The 18,369-nt window shown below is 63.0% G+C and carries 14 protein-coding genes; 12 read left to right on the top strand and 2 right to left on the bottom strand.

The features are described from left to right. Window positions 1–111 precede the first annotated feature (111 nt). The 7 genes from J5M56_RS17940 to J5M56_RS17910 all read left to right on the top strand — a co-directional run bounded on the left by J5M56_RS17940 (window position 112) and on the right by J5M56_RS17910 (window position 7,366). Complete coding sequence (locus J5M56_RS17940; protein ID WP_060476960.1) at window positions 112–1,344, top strand: 3-methyl-2-oxobutanoate dehydrogenase (2-methylpropanoyl-transferring) subunit alpha; 1,233 nt, start codon at window positions 112–114, stop codon at window positions 1,342–1,344. A 1-nt stretch (window position 1,345) separates the two neighbouring features. Next, window positions 1,346–2,404, top strand: coding sequence for an alpha-ketoacid dehydrogenase subunit beta (locus J5M56_RS17935; RefSeq protein ID WP_060476961.1), 1,059 nt, complete (start codon window positions 1,346–1,348; stop codon window positions 2,402–2,404). Beyond that, on the top strand, window positions 2,405–3,673 hold the full coding sequence (locus J5M56_RS17930) for a dihydrolipoamide acetyltransferase family protein (RefSeq protein WP_207937469.1): 1,269 nt from the start codon (window positions 2,405–2,407) through the stop codon (window positions 3,671–3,673). Window positions 3,674–3,675: 2 nt separating this feature from the next. Then, window positions 3,676–5,055 (top strand): dihydrolipoyl dehydrogenase, encoded by a 1,380-nt coding sequence (gene lpdA, locus J5M56_RS17925; RefSeq protein WP_060476963.1) that lies wholly within the window; start codon window positions 3,676–3,678, stop codon window positions 5,053–5,055. A 170-nt stretch (window positions 5,056–5,225) separates the two neighbouring features. Beyond that, a complete protein-coding gene (locus J5M56_RS17920) occupies window positions 5,226–5,945 on the top strand; it encodes an AzlC family ABC transporter permease (RefSeq protein WP_207937468.1) in 720 nt (239 codons plus the stop codon). Then, window positions 5,942–6,268 carry an AzlD domain-containing protein gene (locus J5M56_RS17915; RefSeq protein ID WP_207937467.1) on the top strand — a complete coding sequence of 109 codons (327 nt, stop codon included), beginning with the start codon at window positions 5,942–5,944 and terminating at the stop codon, window positions 6,266–6,268. The genes J5M56_RS17920 and J5M56_RS17915 overlap by 4 nt, the downstream gene beginning before the upstream one ends. 138 nt (window positions 6,269–6,406) lie before the next feature. Continuing rightward, entirely contained in the window at window positions 6,407–7,366 is a 960-nt protein-coding gene (locus tag J5M56_RS17910; RefSeq protein ID WP_207937466.1) for an endonuclease, read from the top strand. A gap of 67 nt (window positions 7,367–7,433) precedes the next feature. On the opposite strand, the gene J5M56_RS17905 is transcribed toward J5M56_RS17910, so the two are convergent. Beyond that, a complete protein-coding gene (locus J5M56_RS17905) occupies window positions 7,434–9,065 on the bottom strand; it encodes a twin-arginine translocation signal domain-containing protein (protein ID WP_207937465.1) in 1,632 nt (543 codons plus the stop codon). Between the two features lie 172 nt (window positions 9,066–9,237). Between J5M56_RS17905 and pvdM the strand changes: the two genes are divergently transcribed. The 5 genes from pvdM to J5M56_RS17880 all read left to right on the top strand — a co-directional run bounded on the left by pvdM (window position 9,238) and on the right by J5M56_RS17880 (window position 17,138). Continuing rightward, window positions 9,238–10,596, top strand: a complete 1,359-nt coding sequence (pvdM, locus tag J5M56_RS17900; protein ID WP_207937464.1) for a pyoverdine-tailoring dipeptidase-like protein PvdM — start codon at window positions 9,238–9,240, stop codon at window positions 10,594–10,596. Next, window positions 10,596–11,885: a pyoverdine-tailoring periplasmic protein PvdN gene (pvdN, locus tag J5M56_RS17895; RefSeq protein ID WP_060476968.1), complete on the top strand. Its 1,290-nt coding sequence runs from the start codon at window positions 10,596–10,598 to the stop codon at window positions 11,883–11,885. Before pvdM ends, pvdN begins: the two co-directional genes overlap by 1 nt. 25 nt (window positions 11,886–11,910) lie before the next feature. Then, window positions 11,911–12,765 (top strand): formylglycine-generating enzyme family protein, encoded by an 855-nt coding sequence (locus J5M56_RS17890; protein WP_207937463.1) that lies wholly within the window; start codon window positions 11,911–11,913, stop codon window positions 12,763–12,765. Window positions 12,766–12,917: 152 nt separating this feature from the next. Continuing rightward, a complete protein-coding gene (locus J5M56_RS17885) occupies window positions 12,918–14,576 on the top strand; it encodes a cyclic peptide export ABC transporter (RefSeq protein WP_207937462.1) in 1,659 nt (552 codons plus the stop codon). A gap of 84 nt (window positions 14,577–14,660) precedes the next feature. Then, entirely contained in the window at window positions 14,661–17,138 is a 2,478-nt protein-coding gene (locus tag J5M56_RS17880) for a TonB-dependent siderophore receptor (protein ID WP_186478780.1), read from the top strand. A gap of 227 nt (window positions 17,139–17,365) precedes the next feature. Here the strand turns inward: J5M56_RS17880 and J5M56_RS17875 are convergent, their stop codons facing one another. Next, window positions 17,366–18,313: an alpha/beta hydrolase gene (locus J5M56_RS17875; RefSeq protein WP_207937461.1), complete on the bottom strand. Its 948-nt coding sequence runs from the start codon at window positions 18,311–18,313 to the stop codon at window positions 17,366–17,368. Window positions 18,314–18,369 lie beyond the last annotated feature (56 nt).

Genomic DNA, 18,369 nt, shown 5'->3' with positions numbered 1-18,369 from the left:
TTCGCCCTGCCACTAAGATGTAAGTGACGCTGACCTGCCAGTCACAAGCCGGTAGTCAGCGGCGACCGCTTCAGAGCTCACAAAAACAACATCCGAGCGAGCGTAAAAAGCATGAACGAGTACGCCCCCCTGCGTTTGCATGTGCCCGAGCCCACCGGCCGGCCAGGCTGCCAGACCGATTTCTCCTACCTGCGCCTGAACGACGCAGGCAAAGTCCGTAAACCCCCAATCGATGTAGACGCCGCCGACACCGCCGACCTCTCCTATAGCCTGGTCCGCGTACTCGATGAACACGGTGACGCCCAGGGCCCATGGGCCGATGACATCGACCCCCAGGTGCTGCGCCAAGGCATGCGTGCGATGCTCAAGACACGCATCTTCGACAGCCGCATGGTGGTTGCCCAGCGCCAGAAAAAGATGTCGTTCTACATGCAGAGCCTGGGCGAGGAAGCCATCGGCAGCGCCCAGGCACTGGCGCTCAACCGCACCGACATGTGCTTCCCCACCTACCGCCAGCAAAGCATTCTGATGGCCCGCGACGTGTCCCTGGTGGACATGATCTGCCAGCTGCTGTCCAACGAGCGCGACCCGCTCAAGGGCCGCCAGCTTCCCATCATGTACTCGGTACGCGATGCTGGGTTCTTCACCATCAGCGGCAACCTGGCGACCCAGTTCGTGCAAGCAGTGGGCTGGGCCATGGCCTCGGCGATCAAGGGTGATACCAAGATCGCTTCGGCCTGGATCGGTGACGGCGCTACCGCCGAGTCGGACTTCCACACCGCCCTGACCTTCGCCCACGTTTACCGCGCCCCGGTGATCCTCAATGTGGTCAACAACCAATGGGCGATCTCCACCTTCCAGGCGATCGCGGGTGGTGAACAGACCACCTTCGCCGGCCGTGGTGTGGGTTGCGGCATCGCCTCGCTGCGGGTCGACGGTAATGACTTCGTCGCCGTCTACGCCGCCTCGCGCTGGGCCGCCGAACGCGCCCGCCGTGGCCTTGGCCCGTCGCTGATCGAGTGGGTGACCTACCGCGCCGGCCCGCACTCGACGTCCGACGACCCGTCCAAGTACCGCCCGGCCGATGACTGGAGCCACTTCCCACTGGGCGACCCGATCGCCCGCCTCAAGCAGCACCTGATCAAGACCGGTCACTGGTCCGAGGAAGAACATCAGGCCACCACCGCCGAGTTCGAAGCAGCAGTGATCGCGGCGCAGAAAGAGGCGGAACAGTACGGCACGCTTGCCAATGGCCACATTCCCAGCGCGGCGTCGATGTTCGAAGACGTCTACAAGGACATGCCTGAGCACCTACGCCGTCAGCGCCAGGAACTAGGGGTCTGAAATGAACGATCACAACAACAGCATCAACCCGGAAACCGCCATGGCCACCAGCACACTGACCATGATCCAGGCCTTGCGCTCGGCCATGGATGTCATGCTCGAACGCGACGACAATGTGGTGATATACGGCCAGGACGTCGGTTACTTTGGCGGGGTTTTCCGTTGTACCGAAGGCCTGCAGACCAAGTATGGCAAGTCGCGCGTGTTCGACGCGCCGATCTCGGAAAGCGGCATCGTCGGCACTGCCGTTGGCATGGGCGCTTATGGCTTGCGCCCGGTGGTGGAAATCCAGTTCGCCGACTACTTCTACCCGGCCTCCGACCAGATCGTCTCGGAAATGGCCCGCCTGCGTTACCGCTCGGCCGGCGAGTTCATCGCCCCGCTGACCTTGCGCATGCCCTGCGGTGGCGGCATCTACGGCGGCCAGACCCACAGCCAGAGCCCCGAAGCGATGTTCACCCAGGTCTGCGGCCTGCGCACGGTCATGCCGTCCAACCCATACGACGCCAAAGGCTTGCTGATCGCTTCGATCGAATGCGACGACCCCGTGATCTTCCTGGAGCCCAAACGCCTATACAACGGCCCGTTCGACGGCCATCACGACCGCCCTGTCACCCCCTGGTCGAAACACCCGCAGAGCGCTGTGCCCGACGGTTACTACAGCGTTCCGCTGGACAAGGCGGCTATCACCCGTCCCGGCAACGACGTGACCGTGCTGACTTATGGCACTACGGTGTACGTGGCCCAGGTGGCTGCCGAGGAAACCGGTGTGGATGCTGAAGTCATCGACCTGCGCAGCTTGTGGCCGCTGGACCTGGAAACCATCGTCGCGTCGGTGAAAAAAACCGGCCGCTGTGTAGTGGTCCACGAGGCCACACGTACCTGCGGCTTCGGCGCCGAACTGGTGTCGCTGGTGCAGGAGCACTGCTTCCACCACCTCGAAGCGCCGATCGAGCGTGTCACCGGTTGGGACACCCCCTACCCCCACGCACAGGAATGGGCGTACTTCCCAGGCCCATCGCGGGTGGGCGCGGCATTGAAACGGGTCATGGAGGTCTGAATGGGCACGCACGTCATCAAGATGCCGGACATTGGCGAAGGCATCGCGCAGGTCGAGTTGGTGGAATGGTTCGTCAAAGTCGGTGACATCATCGCTGAGGACCAGGTAGTGGCCGACGTCATGACCGACAAGGCGACGGTGGAAATCCCCTCGCCGGTCAGCGGCAAAGTATTGGCCTTGGGCGGCCAGCCGGGCGAAGTGATGGCGGTCGGCAGCGAGCTGATCCGCATCGAGGTCGAAGGCGGCGGCAACCATGTCGAGGTGCCGCAGGCCAACGTGGCGCAGGCTCCCAGTGCAACCGTTGCGCCCAAGCCTGAGCCACAGGCCATCCAACCCGTAGCCGCGCATACCCCGGCGCAGCTTGCCCAAGCGCCGATCGTGCCGCGCCAGCCTGGCGACAAACCGCTGGCTTCGCCTGCCGTGCGCAAACGCGCACTGGATGCCGGCATCGAGTTGCGCTATGTGCATGGCAGCGGCCCGGCCGGGCGCATCCTGCACGAAGACCTCGACGCGTTCATGAGCAAGCCGCACAGCGCTGCCGGCCAGGCCCCGCAGGGCTATGCCAAGCGCACCGACAGCGAGCAGGTGCCGGTGATCGGCCTGCGCCGCAAGATCGCCCAGCGCATGCAGGATGCCAAGCGCCGGGTCGCGCATTTCAGTTACGTAGAAGAGATCGACGTCACCGCCGTGGAGGCCCTGCGCCAGCAGCTCAACGCCAAGCATGGCGACACGCGTGGCAAGCTGACGCTGCTGCCGTTTCTGGTACGCGCTCTGGTGGTAGCCCTGCGCGACTACCCGCAGATCAACGCCACATACGACGACGAAGCACAGGTCATCACCCGCCATGGCGCGGTGCATGTGGGCATCGCCACCCAGGGGGAAAACGGTTTGATGGTCCCGGTGTTGCGCCACGCCGAAGCCGCCAGCCTGTGGGCCAACGCTAGCGAGATCGCACGCCTGGCCAACGCTGCGCGCAGCAACAAGGCCAGCCGTGAAGAGTTGACCGGTTCGACCATCACCCTGACCAGCCTCGGTGCCTTGGGCGGCATCGTCAGCACACCGGTGGTCAACACACCGGAAGTGGCGATCGTCGGCGTCAACCGTATCGTCGAACGGCCGGTGGTGATCGACGGCCAGATCGTCGTGCGCAAGATGATGAACCTGTCCAGCTCATTCGACCACCGGGTGGTCGATGGCATGGACGCCGCGCAGTTCATCCAGGCCGTGCGCGGCCTGCTCGAACAACCTGCCTGTCTGTTCCTGGAGTGAGCATGTCGCAGATCATCGATACTACCCTGCTGATCGTCGGCGGTGGCCCGGGAGGTTATGTAGCCGCTATCCGTGCCGGGCAACTGGGCATTCCTACGGTGCTGATCGAAGGCCAGGCCCTGGGCGGCACCTGCCTGAACATTGGCTGCATCCCGTCCAAGGCGCTGATCCATGTGGCCGAGCAATTCCATCAGACCGCACGTTTGGCCGGGCATTCGCCACTGGGCATCAGCGTCGACAACCTGCGCCTGGATATCGCCCAGAGCGTGGCCTGGAAGGATGGCATCGTCGACCGCCTGACCACAGGCGTGGCTGCCTTGCTGAAGAAACATGGCGTGAAGGTGATTCACGGCTGGGCCAAGATCCTCGATGGCAAGCAGGTCGAGGTCGACGGCCAGCGTATACAGTGCGAACACCTGCTGCTGGCCACTGGCTCCACCAGCGTCGAACTGCCAATGCTCCCCTTGGGTGGGCCGATCATTTCATCCACCCAAGCCCTGGCGCCCTCAACGCTACCCAAGCATCTGGTGGTGGTGGGTGGCGGGTACATCGGCCTGGAACTGGGCATCGCCTATCGCAAGCTTGGCGCACAGGTGAGCGTCGTGGAGGCGCGCGAACGCATTCTGCCGACCTATGACAGCGAGCTGACCGCCCCCGTAGCGCAGGCTCTGAAGACTTTGGGCATCAGCCTGTACCTGGGCCACAGCGTAGAAGGCTATGAAGACGGCTGCCTGCTGGCCAGCGATGGCCAGGGCGGGCAACTGCGCCTTGAGGCCGACCGAGTGCTGGTGGCCGTGGGCCGTCGGCCACACACCCAAGGGTTCAACCTGCAATGCCTGGACCTGAAGATGAACGGCGCTGCGATCGCCATCGATGCGCGCTGCCAGACCAGCATGCGCAACGTCTGGGCCATTGGTGACGTGGCCGGTGAGCCGATGCTTGCCCACCGTGCCATGGCGCAGGGTGAGATGGTTGCCGAAATCATCGCTGGCAAAGCGCGACGGTTCGAACCTGCAGCCATCGCCGCGGTGTGCTTTACCGACCCGGAAGTGGTGGTGGTGGGCCACACGCCCGAGCAAGCCAGCCAGCTTGGGCTCGACTGCATCGTCGCGCAATTCCCGTTCGCCGCCAACGGCAGGGCCATGACGCTTGAATCGACCAGCGGTTTCGTGCGCGTGGTGGCACGCCGTGACAATCACCTGATCGTCGGTTGGCAGGCGGTGGGGGTGGGAGTGTCCGAGCTCAGTACTGCATTCGCGCAGTCGCTGGAGATGGGCGCAAGGCTGGAGGATGTAGCCGGGACCATCCACGCCCACCCGACCCTGGGCGAGGCGGTGCAGGAAGCGGCGCTGCGTGCGCTGGGCCACGCACTGCATATCTGACACTGGAGCGGCCAAGGCCGATTTGACCCGCTCGCCCTGGCGCTGCGGGTCTTTTTTATCCGCTAACGCCTGCGTGCCCTCGCGCAGACCGATCGTTTCGAAAAAGCCATTGTGACAATGCGCTGCGCCCTTTACTTTGTGCAGCCCCGATGAGCGTCAAGGAATACCCCATGTCACACCAAGGCGCGATGCCCGCCTTCAGCGAAGGTGCCCGCGCGGTCCTGCCATTGATGACCGGCATGCTGCCCTTTGGCTTGATCACCGGAGTGACTGCCATAGGTATCGGTATGTCGCCTGCCGATGCCATGGGCATGACTTTGCTGTTCTATTCCGGGTCTGCGCAGATGGTGGTGCTGCAACTGATGCACAGCGGTGCGCTGCCGCTGACCATGGTGGTGACCGCACTGGTGATCAACCTGCGCTTTGTGATGTACAGCGCAGCCCTGGCGCCCCATCTCAGTAACCTGCCGCGGCGCAAGACTTGGCCGTTGGCATTCGTGCTCTCCGATCAGGCTTTTGCACTGTGCAGCCTGAAGTTCGGCGCCGGCCCGGTGGGCCGATCTGCCTTCGCGTACTACATGGGAACAGCCCTGCCGATGTGGGTCGGCTGGAACCTGGCTGTGCTGGCCGGTGTGTACCTGGGTGCCGGCATCCCGCAATCCTGGTCGCTGGGCTTTGCCATTCCCTTGTCGTTCCTGGCCCTGCTGGTGCCGAGCATCCGTAACCCGGCAATGCTGGGCGCAGCGGTGGCGGGCGGTGCGCTGGCGGTTCTGGCTCATGACCTACCCTACAACCTGGGTTTGCTGGCCGCGTCGCTGGGCGGGGTGATCAGCGGCTTGACCATCGAGCACCTACGCAAAGACGCAAACAAGGCAGCGCAGACGCCATGACCGAGCTATCCCCCTGGGTCACCTTCGCCCTGATCGGCCTGGGCACTTTCGCGATACGGCTGTCGTTCATCGAATTCTATGGTGCATTGCGCATTCCACCGGTTTTGCGCCGCGCGCTGGTGTACGTGCCAGCCAGCGTACTGGCCGCCTTGGTACTGCCGGCGGTGGTGTTCCAGGCCGGGCAGCCTGGCATCGAAATAGGCAACCCGCAGCTACCTGCGGCGATCGTCGCCGCGCTGGTCGCCTGGCGCACACGCAGCACGCTGCTGACCCTGGGGGTTGGCATGGGTGTGCTGTGGGGGCTGCAGTACTGGGGCTATTAAGCTCTGCGCGAGTATCCTCGAGAGCTGTCGAACGCCTTTGCACAGCCGCGCAGCGCTCAACCGCAAGCCTTTCACCGCTTCTACCCCAGGGCACAATCCGTATAATCGCGTCTTTTTGTAAGCCTAAGACGTAATTCAATGAAGAAACTGCTCTGCGCCGTCGCACTTGCCTTCGCCGCCCTACCCGCCGCCTTCGCCAGCCCACCCGCCACCTTCACCGAAGCCAAGGTGGTCGCGAAACAGAAGATCTACCTTGACCAAAGCAACAGCGCCACCGGCGACTTGTACTGTGGCTGCAAGTGGACCTGGGTAGGCAAGTCAGGCGGGCGCATCGATTTGAAATCCTGCGGCTATGAAACCCGCAAGCAGCAGACCCGCGCCGAGCGTACCGAATGGGAGCATATCGTCCCGGCCTGGACCTTCGGCCACCAGCGCCAATGCTGGCAGAACGGCGGGCGCGAGCATTGTGTCGACAGCGATCCAACCTTCCGCGCGATGGAGGCCGATCTGTTCAACCTCTACCCATCGGTGGGCGAAGTGAATGGTGACCGCAGCAATTTCAACTACGGCATGGTGTCTGGGGTTGCGCCGCAGTATGGCCAATGCACCACCAAGATCGACTTCCAACAGAAAACCGCCGAGCCACGCGACGAGGTCAAAGGCTTGGTAGCGCGCACCACGTTCTATATGTTCGATCGCTACAAGCTCAGCATGTCGCGCCAGCAGCAACAGGTTTTGATGGCCTGGGACAAGCAGCACCCGGTAACGGCCTGGGAAAAGCAGCGGGATCAGCGCATTGCCGCGATCATGGGCCACAGCAACCCGTTCGTGACCGGTGAGCGCAAGTGGGCGCTGGGTTACACGCCACAAGGTGCTGGCGTTGCCTCGGCACCGGCTGTCAAACCGGCGCCGGCCGAGCCGACACTGGCCAATGCACTAAGCGCTGGCGCGGTGCTGGGTAACCGCAATAGCCACGTCTATCACCTGGCCACTGGTTGCCCAGGTTACAGCCAGGTGTCGCAGAAGAACCAAGTGGCGTTTGGCAGCGAAGCCCAAGCGCAAGCGGCAGGGTATCGCAAGGCGGGTAATTGCAGATAAGCGGCTTGCAGGTCGGCTGGAGCCCCGGCCACCGCTGGGCGCGATACCCGTCGCCCTAAAGCCTCGTTCAGACCTTGCCCGGCAGTTTGATATGCCGGGCATACCAAGGCCTGCGCGGGGTGCGCCGCAGCAAGGGGTCCACGTCCCGCTCACCGCTGAAGGCAATGCGCAGCGCAAGCTTCATGGCTTCGACTTCCATCTCCCCCGCCCCGCCTCCAGCATCGGAAATGCCACCGCAGCCATGGGTGATCGGCCCGAGCCATGGGTCACCGACCTGCACCCACCGCCCCGGTGCGAACCAGGACACACCGTTGACCTGCCGGCGCTGCACTTCACCCGGATGGGCGCGCTCGTGGGCCCGGTACCAGTCTTCGATGCGATCGTCGATCCAGCCATGAAAGCGCCAGAACACTGGGTTCACGTGGGACGAAAACGGGTCGCCCAGGAAGTCGTTTTCCTCACGGAACCAGCGCGCAGCGTAATCGGTCTGGTCGCGGTCACCCATCACCGGGGCGCCGTTGGAGGGGTCGCGGGTGACGGTGGCCCAGCGCATGTGCAACCAGTCATGAATGTTCAGTTCCACCTGTGAGCCGAATTCTCCCAGGGTCAGGCGGCTGAGGTAGTCCGGGTCCTGATACTGCGACTCCCACACCTGAAAGTTACTGAAGAAAGTCTGTGCCGCCTTGATGCCATGCAACCACTGGCTCAGTTCTTCATCATCGGCCGCCACCCAGGCCGGTGGCACCGAGTTGCCATCGTGGTTCTCCTGATAGCGGATGAACCCCAAGCGGTCGTACTCCAGCTGCGGTGACGGCAGTGGCAATTGCGTCCAGTTCGGCAGGCCAGGCTGCAGGCCGCGTGCATGCCCCAGCATGTGCCGGTGCATGAACAGAAAATCTTCGCCGGACCCATTGAGGTGCTTGCGCCGGCCCCGAGCGCTGCGTTCCGCGTCACGCGGGCCTGGTTGCCAGCCAGCGCCTCGCAGGGCATCGCGCTTGGCCTCGGGCAAGCGGTGCCATTTGTCCCGAGTGGCATGCCATACCTGATGGAACAGGCGGTGCTCCGGGGAGTTCAGCCAGGCCATGAGCGTGGGTGCCAACGGCGTGACCTGGCGTGCTTCGGGGAAGGCGCGTTTGCTGGCAACGAACTGGTTGTCAGGCTCAGGGCTCAGCAGTGGCCGATCGATGCGCCGGATGCGGCCGGTCAGGGTGCCTGCGCCCGCATTGCCCCATGAGGCCCATACATCATCGAGGGTCGCCTCCAGCTCATGGCTAGGTGCTGACGCCCCCGCCGGCACCAGGCGCCAGCGCACGTTGCCCGCATCGGCAGCAACCAGCTCGCCCAGCACTCGGTAGCGAGGCTGTTCGTTGCCGCGCAGTTGCTGTGCGACATCGACAAAGCCGCGCAGCGCGCGGCCCGTCGGCCCGACATCGAGCAGCAGTTGCAGGCCCTGCAGCGGCAAGCCCTCAAGCCCAGCATCGGCACCAGTCAAGCGCAGGTCCCAGATACCGCGCAGTTTGTCGGCGATGCGCATGCCGGGCTCGCTGGCTGCTTCGACAATGGCCTCGCCCGCTGTCTGCACTTCATCCTTGCCCAGCGGCTCGTCGTAGTCCCGGGGCTGGCGCGCATACCACGCAGCCGAGCCCGCCGCCCCCGCAACCGCTAGCCCCACCATGAACCCACGCCTGGAAAACCTCATCGCCACATCCGTACCCGTGTCAGCCACGCCTATCGAGCTAGAACGAGACGCCGCGCGGCAAATTTAACGCCGGCGCGCTGCTAAATTTCCGGCTGCCGGCCTCGTCCCTCCGTGACAGGCAAGCCCGGTAAGCGCGGCTGCCGTATCGACCCTGGCAACCAACGGGATGGCAATGAATACGACACGCTTGCGCAAGGCCCCCTACCTCGCAGCCCTGGCCCTTATCCTCGCAGCCGCAGGCGCCGCAGCCTGGTATTTCTTCATCTACCTGCCCGCCGGTTACCCGCGCGAGGTGATCAAACACGCCGAGCAACTGCAAGAGCGCATCCTTTCTTTCGACAGCCACATCACCGTACCGCTGGATTTTGGCACCGAAGGCAAAGAGGCCGACAAGGATGGCAGCGGCCAGTTCGACCTGGTCAAGGCTGGGCGGGGGCGTTTGTCAGGCGCTGCGCTGACGATCTTTGGCTGGCCGGAAATCTGGAACGGCGACAACGCGCCCCATCGCCCCACCGCGGCCTTTGTCGATGAAGCGCGCCTGCAGCAGGAAATGCGCTACAAGATCCTTACCGGCATGGTCCGCGATTACCCCAACCAGGTTGCCATCGCCTATACCCCCGCCGATTTTCGCCGCCTGCATGGCGAGGGCAAATTTGCCATCTTCCTCAGCATGCTCAACGCCTATCCCCTGGGGCACGACCTCGATGCCCTGGACACCTGGGCTGCGCGCGGCATGCGCATGTTCGGTTTCAGCTACGTGGGCAACAATGACTGGGCCGACTCCTCGCGCCCGCTGCCGTTTCTCAACGACACCCCTGACGCCCTGGGCGGCCTATCGCCGCTGGGTGAGCAAGCGGTGGCTCGGCTCAACGACCTTGGCGTGATCATCGATGTCTCGCAGATGTCGACCCTGGCCCTGGAAGACGTGGCCCGCCTGAGCCGTGCGCCGATGGTCGCCTCCCACTCGGCACCGCGAGCGCTGGTAGATATCCCGCGCAACTTGAGCGACCACGAACTGCAAGCGATCAAACGCAGCGGCGGTGTGGTTCAGGTGGTGGGTTTTCCCGCCTACCTCAAGCCCCTGAGCCAAGGCACCCTGGACAAACTCAACGCGCTGCGCAAACGCTTCGACCTGCAGCCCTTGACGGGCCTTGCCAATGCCTTGATGCCGGGCGATGCGATCATTGCCATCTGGCCGGAAAAGCGGTTCGGTGAGTACGCCAGCGCGCTGTACGCCATCCTCGACGAAGAGCCCCGCGCCACGGTCAAGGACCTGGTCGACGCCATCGACTATACCGTGCGCAAAATCGGCATCGACCATGTTGGCATCGCCTCGGACTTCAACGATGGCGGCGGCGTCACGGGGTGGATGAACGTCGGTGAATCGCGCAACGTCACCGCCGAGCTGATTCAGCGCGGGTACTCTGACGCGGACATCGCCAAGCTGTGGGGCGGCAATTTCCTGCGCGTGTGGGACACCGTGCAAAGCTTGGCCAAACCCAGTGCCATCACACCAGCGGAGCGCGGCTGATGAACGCACGTCGGCGCTTTCTCAAACAGGCAGGCCTGCTGGCCGCCGCCCTACCGCTGACCGGCAATTTTGCCCAGACGGCGCTGGCCGTCACGCCGCTGGCAACGCCCGACCAGAACAAATGGCAAGCCCTGCGCCAGCAGTTCGACCTGGACCCGGCCTACCTGCACTTTTGCAATTTCCTGCTCGCCTCCCACCCGCGCGTGGTAACTGAGGCCATCGCCCGTTTTCGCACTCGATTGGATCAGAACCCCGGCGAAATGGTCGATTGGGACCGCGAAGAACTGTGGGGCTACGAAAACCAGGTGCGTGCCTGGGCTGGGCGCTACTTCGCCGTACAGCCAGGCCAGGTGGCCCTGACAGGCAGCACCACCGAGGGCTTGTCGATGATCTATGGCGGCCTGCAGGTGGCGCCGGGCAAGGAGATCCTGGTCAGCGCCCATGAGCACTATTCGACCAACACTCGGCTGGATTACCGCGAACGGCTTATGGGTACCAAGGTGCGCCGGGTGGCGCTGTTCAAGGACCCGCACCAGGTTTCGGTGGACGAAATACTCGGCAATATCCGCCAGGCCATCCGCCCCGAAACCCGTGTGCTGGGCATGACCTGGGTGCAGTCTGGCAGCGGCGTGAAGCTGCCGATCCGCGAGGTCGGTGAACTGGTGAACCAGCTCAACCAGCAACGCGACGAGCAAGACCGAATCATCTACGTGGTGGATGGCGTACACGGGTTCGGCATCGAGGACGTAACCTTCGCTGACTTCAACTGCGACTACTTCATCGCCGGCACCCACAAGTGGTTGTTCGGCCCACGCGGCACCGGCGTGATCATCGCTCGCCACGCCAAGCCACAGCCTTACCTGGTGCCGAGCCTGCCGACGTTCACCAAAGGTGAAAACTTCGGCACCTTGATGACCCCTGGCGGTTACCACGCCTTCGATCATCGCCTGGCCCTGGGCAAAGCGTTCGAGCTGCACCTGCAACTGGGCAAGGCCGATGTCCAGGCTCGCGTGCATCAACTCAATGACTACCTCAAGCAGCGGCTGGCCGAGCACCCCAAAGTGCAGCTGGTCACCCCTCGCAGCAGCCAGCTTTCCGCAGGGTTCACCTTCTTTCGCGTCGAAGGCCGCGACTGCGACGCCGTCGCCCGCCACCTGATGGCCAACAAGGTCATCAGTGATGCCGTCGACCGTGACGTCGGCCCAGTGGTGCGCCTGGCCCCAAGCCTGCTCAACGACGAAGCCGAGATCGACCGGTTGATGGCGATCCTCGCGCCACAACTCACCTGACATTGTTGCCTTTGAAGAGAACCCTATGGCTATGTTCAAACCCTTGGCCCTGATGGCCGCCCTGTTCGCCAGCGCCCCGGCCTTGGCCGCCGACGCGCCCAAACCCGGCAAGATTTTCAAGGACTGCAAGGATTGCCCGGAGATGGTGGTGCTGCCCGCCGGCAGCTTCACCATGGGCGTGCCGGATGATGAAGTGGGCCGCCAGCCCGACGAAGGCCCGATGCACACCGTGACCTTCGCCAAGCCCTTTGCGGTCAGCCGCTTCCAGGTCCAGGCCAAGCAGATGCAAGCCTGGCAACGCGAAGCCAAGGTCACCCTGCCCGACGGCGACGACCGCCCAGGCCGGCGCTGCACCAATGGCAAGCCTAGCTACCCGCAAGGCCCGGACCAACCGGCGGTATGCATCAGCTATGACGAGGTCAAGGCCTACGTTGCCTGGCTGTCCAAGAAAACCGGCAAGCACTACCGCATGCTCAGCGAGGCCGAACGTGAATATGGCGCCCGTGCAGGCTCCAGCGGCCCATTCCCGTTCCCGTTCGACAAAGGCAAGCAATACAGCATCGCCAAACACGCCAACACCTACGGCGCCGCCGACGGCTTTAACTACACCTCGCCTGCCGGCAGCTTCCCGGCTAACGCCTTCGGCCTCTACGACATGCACGGCAACGTCTACGAATGGGTAGCCGACTGCATGCACGACAGCTACGTAGGCGCGCCCAGCGATGGCAGCGCGTGGATGGAAGCAAGCTGCGAGTACAACCACATCCGCGGCAACGACTACAGTGAAGCGCCGGTGTTTTCCCGCTCGGGTAACCGCAACTACCGCGAACCCTATGTACGCGGCGACTGGTTGGGGTTTCGGGTAGCTCGAGAGCTGTAACCCGCGCGGTCATCCAGACGACCCAGGCTCGATAGCCTGGGCTTGCTAAATAAGAACCCTTCTCGAACGTCTTCCTCACAGGGCAATGGCCCGCACGGCGCCTGCCTGACGCAGCGCCCAAAGCGCTCGCGCGCATCCACCAGGAACCCACAATGAACCGATCGTCCCCTGGCGCACTTCGCGAACTCCTCGGCTTGCTCAAACCCTACCGCCTGATCGTCGCCGCTGCCATCGGCCTTGGTATCGTGGGCGGCCTCTGCATTACCGTGCTGCTGGCCAACATCAACAATCTCTTGCATACCCCTGGTGCACTGAGCTGGGGCGTGGTGCTGGCGTTCGCGGGCATTTGCCTGGTGGCGCTGGGCGCATCCATCGCCTCGGACATCGGCACCAACTATGTCGGCCAGCACGTGATCGCGAGCTTGCGCCGTGACCTGGGCGAAAAAGTGCTCAGTGCGCCGATCGAGCAGATCGAGCGCTACCGCAGCCACCGCCTGATACCGGTGCTGACCCATGACGTTGACACCATCAGTGACTTCGCCTTCGCGTTCGCACCGCTGGCCATCTCGCTGTCGGTGACCCTGGGCTGCCTGGGGTATCTGGCGCACTTATCCTGGCCTATGTTTCTGATCGCCGCGCTTGCGGTGCTGATAGGTACAGGCGTGCAATACATCGCACGCATACGTGGCATCCGGGGGTTCAACGCGGCCCGTGAAGCTGAAGACGAATTGCAGAAGCATTACGACGGTGTAGCTTCTGGTGCCAAGGAACTGCGCATCAGCCGCCCGCGTCGCCAGCGTATGTTCAACGACCGCATCAGCCGTACGGCGAACTACATCCGCGACACTCACGTGCGCTCGATCAACATTTTCGTCATCGCCAAAAGCCTTGGCTCGATGCTGTTCTTTGTGGTGATCGGCCTGGTGCTGGCCCTGCAACAGGCGCAACTGGTCAGCGACCCCAAGGTGACCAGCGGCTTCGTGCTGGTGTTGCTGTACATGAAAGGGCCACTTGAGCACTTGGTCTCGACCCTGCCCATCGTCAGCCGCGCGCAGATTGCCTTGCGTCGCATTGCCGAGCTGTCGCAGCAGTTTTCCTCGCCCGAACCGCACCTGCTGCTCGATGCCCCTGATGTGCCTGACCGGGAAATCCAAAGCCTGGAGCTGCGCAATGTGCGCTTTGCCTTCCCGCCAGTAGAAGGTGCTGCGCCATTCGCCCTTGGGCCGATCAACCTGCGAATAGAACAGGGCGACATCCTGTTCATCGTCGGCGAGAACGGCTGCGGCAAGACCACCCTGATCAAGCTGCTGCTGGGCCTGTACGCGCCCCATGAAGGCGAGATAGTACTGGACGGCCAGAGCGTTACCGCCAGCAACCGCGACGACTACCGCCAGCTGTTCACCACCGTGTTTGCCGACTATTACCTGTTCGATGACCTGCTGCAGGACGGCCAGGCGTTGCCCGAGGACGCCGGCAACTATTTACAACGACTGGAAATCGCCCACAAGGTGCAGATCCGCGACGGGGCCTTCACCACCACGGATTTGTCCACCGGGCAACGCAAACGCTTGGCGCTGATCAACGCTTGGCTGGAGCGGCGCCCTGTGCTGGTGTTCGACGAATGGGCGGCCGACCAGGACCCGACATTCCGGCGCATCTTCTATACCGAGCTGCTGCCGGAGCTCAAACGTATGGGCAAGACCATCATCGTCATCAGCCATGACGATCGCTACTTCGATGTGGCCGACCACCTGCTGCGCCTGCGCAACGGCAAGCGCGTGGAAGAAGAAATCACAGAATTTTCACATTGAGCTTTCCGGTTCTGGGGCATCCGAACGTTACATAAATGCAAATAACTCTCATAAGTAATCTATCTGCTAACACTGAGTATCCGCATGATCACTAATACGGTTTCGCCGCTCGCCCGGGCGGTTCGCAGGAAATCCTTGACCTTGGCATCTCCGACGCTACTGGCCTGTGCGCTGGCCGCCTCGATGCATGCTTACGCCGAACCCGTACAGCTCAACATCCCATCGCAGGGGCTCGCCGGCGCACTCAATGCTCTGGCGCAACAGGCTGATCTGCAGTTGCTCTACAGCCCGCAAAGCGTGCGTAACACCACCGCCCCCGCTATCAAGGGCACTATGGAGCCTGAACAGGCACTGCGCCTGCTGCTGCGTGACAGCGGCCTGAACTACCAGCTCGACGGCCAGACGGTGATCCTGACTGGCGCATCGGCGTCATCGGCGATGGAGCTGGGACCTTTGAACATCGACGCCAACACGCTCAGCGCCACCAGTGAGGGGACCAACTCGTACGCTGCACGTGCCGTGACCATCGGCAAAGGCGTGCACACGCTCAAAGAAACGCCGCAGTCGGTCACGGTCATGACCCGCAAGATGCTCGATGACCAAAACCTCAACACCCTCGAGCAGGTGTTGGACAAGACGCCCGGTATCACCACCTACGATTCGCCCATGGGCGGCAAGTATTTCTACTCGCGCGGCTTCAACCTCGACGGCCAGTACCAGTACGACGGCGTGCCCTTGGATGTGGGTGGCAACTACGTGCAGGCCAACAGTTTTTCCAGCGACATGGCGTTCTACGACCGCGTGGAAATCCTCAAGGGCGCAGCCGGCATGATGAAGGGCTCCGGCTCCTCGGCCGGCGGCGTGAACTTCGTGCGCAAGCGGGGGCAAGACAAGGCGCACACCAGCGTTACCCTGTCCGCCGGCAGTTGGGACAACTACCGCAGCCAAGTGGATGTGGGTGGGCCGCTCAACGAATCGGGAACCGTGCGCGGCCGAGCGGTAGCGGCGCTTCAGGACAAACAGTATTTCTACGACAACGCCGATCGTCAGGACCGTGTCGCTTACGGCGCCATCGACTGGGATGTGACGCCCGACACGACCTTGGGCTTGGGCCTTGCCTACGAGGATGTCGATGCCTCACCTTGCTATCATGGCCTGCCACGATACGCCAACGGCAGTGACCTGAAGCTATCCCGCTCGACCTGCCTGGGCGCCAGCTGGAACGACCTGCAAAGCGAGCGCATCACAGGCTTCGCTGACCTCAAACACCGCTTCAACGATGACTGGTCGCTTAACTTCGCCTCGGTGTATACCCACAACAACCAGAACATCGAGTACGGTTACTCTGAAGGCGCCGTGCCGGTAGGCGCTAGCACTGGCGCTATGGGCCGTTATGCCGGTCGCTTCGATTACGACCAGACCGACTACGGCTTCGATAGCTACATCGATGGCAAGTTCGAGGCCTTCGGCCTGGAGCATGAGCTGATTATCGGGGCCAATGCCAGTCGCCAGAAGAATCACGACTATTTCGCGCTACTGGCTCTGAGCGGCACGCAAAACCCCTTCGACCCATCGGATAACTTCCCGCGCCCTAGCAAAGCCGACTACCAGACCGGCACCCTGCGTGGCGGGCCGTTCCCTACCGATTCCACCACCACTCAGTGGGGCACTTATGCCAACCTGCGGCTGAAACTGGCCGAACCCCTTACGCTGGTGCTGGGTAGCCGCGTCAGCTGGTACCGCAACGATCGCGACTCGTATACCCAGCGCTGGGATACCTGGGAACATATTCGCAGCAAGGAAAATGGTGAAGTCACCCCCTTCGGCGCGCTGCTCTACGACCTGAACGACCAGTGGACCGCCTACGCCAGCTACGCGCAGATCTTCCAGCCACAAGGCAACCTGACCACTGCCGATGGCAAATCACTGCAGCCCAAAACCGGTGGCAGTTATGAGCTGGGTATCAAAGGCGAGCTGCTCGATGGCAACCTGAACACCTCGTTCAACCTGTTCCGTACCATCGAGGATCACCGCGCAGAAACCGACTATGAAAATGTCTGCGGCGGCTCCAGTGACGGTTACTGCTACAGCGACAGCGGCAAGGTGCGTGCTCAGGGCTTCGAGGCTGAGATCAGCGGATCGCCGATCGATCGCCTGCAACTGCTGGCTGGCTACACCTATACCCAGACCAAATACCTGAAAACCATCAACGATACCGACCCAACGGAACTGACGTTCACCTCAAGCTTCATTCCACGTCACATGGTCAAAGTCTGGGGTGACTACCAGCTCGACGGCGCGCTGGACCGCTGGACCCTGGGCGCGGGAGTGACCAGCCAGAGCGATAACTTCCGCCGTCAGGGCACCACGCGCATCGAGCAGCCGGGCTACACGCTGTTCAGTGGCCGTGTGCAGTACCGCATCGACCAGAACTGGACCGTTGCGGTCAATGGCAACAACCTGTTCGACAAGAAGTACTACAGCACCATCGGGGCCACCGGGTGGGGCAACTATTACGGCGAGCCCCGTAACTTCATGGTGACTTTGAAAGGCGATTTCTGAGTTCTCGGCCAAGTCAGGCACCCGCCCGTATTCGCGGTTTTAGCCGCGAATACGGGCTTAGCCGGTGCCATCCACCGCGCAGAACTCTTCGCCGCTAGACCCTCCGGGCCTGCGCAGGCCTTGAGACATGCGCGAACGTGTAAGAGCGAGCACAGCTCGCGATGCACCGCACAAGCGGTGCTCGCTCTCCCAGGCGCTAAACACCCAAAGCGCCCCCCTGATCCCCCTTACCCCAAAGCTCGAGCCAGCGCCGCACTCAGTCGCTCATGCACCTGCAGTACCTGCGGCAGCACTGCGGCCATGCGCAGCAAATCATGGGTCAGCCCCGGCAGCTCCATCACCTGGACCGCAACCCCAGCCTGGCGCAACCGCTCCACGTAGGCCCGCCCCTCATCGAGCAACGGATCGAGCCCGGCCAAGGCGACGATGGCCGGCGCCACACCGCTCAGGTCCTCGGCCAGCAGCGGTGAAAAGCGCCAGTCTTCACGGTCTTTCGCGGTACGCGCGTAATGGTCATAGAACCACTCCAGGGTATCGCTCTCAAGCAGGTAACCTTCGCCGAACAGCGTGCGCGAGACACTCTGCCGGCTGGCATCGGTCACTGGGTAACATAGCAACTGAGCGCGAGGGACAAGCCGTGCGCGCTCCCCCTGCCGGGCAGCAGCAATGGCCAGCACCGTCGCCAGGGTCGCGCCTGCGCTGTCGCCACCGAATGCAACACGGGCACGGTCAAGGCCCAGCGCCGCTGCCTGGCTGGCCAGCCACTCAAGGCAATCCTCGCCGTCGTGCACGGCAACCGGAAAACGATGCTCCGGTGCCAGACGGTAACCCACCGCCAACACGGCACAACCAGCCCTGGCACACAGCTCGCGGCAAACGCCATCGTGGCTATCCAGGCTGCCTACAACAAACCCGCCGCCATGGAAATACACCAGTACTGGCAACAGGTCGTCTGCCTGCGGCGGCCGGTAAAGGCGCAGCGGGATGAGTGCACCGTCCCTGGCAGGCGCACTCAGTGCTTCGACAGCCAGCTCATCCGGCGCAGCCCATTGCAATTGCTCGGTAGATTGCTGGAAGGCCCGCCGGGCCTCGGCAGGGCTCAGCTGATGCATGGGTAGGTTGTCAGCATTGGCTTGAGCCAGGTCCAGAAACGCTTCAAGTTCAGGATGTAGCATGGAGTGCCTCGAGTAGGGTGAGGCCTAGGCAGGCCTCCCCGATTGAATGACGAAAA

This window comes from Pseudomonas sp. 51_B, from assembly GCF_017491595.1.
In the GTDB taxonomy this organism is placed as follows: Bacteria; Pseudomonadota; Gammaproteobacteria; order Pseudomonadales; family Pseudomonadaceae; genus Aquipseudomonas; species Aquipseudomonas promysalinigenes.
The sequence above is the reverse complement of the archived record's forward strand: the minus strand, read 5'-3'. Positions and strand labels throughout refer to the sequence as shown.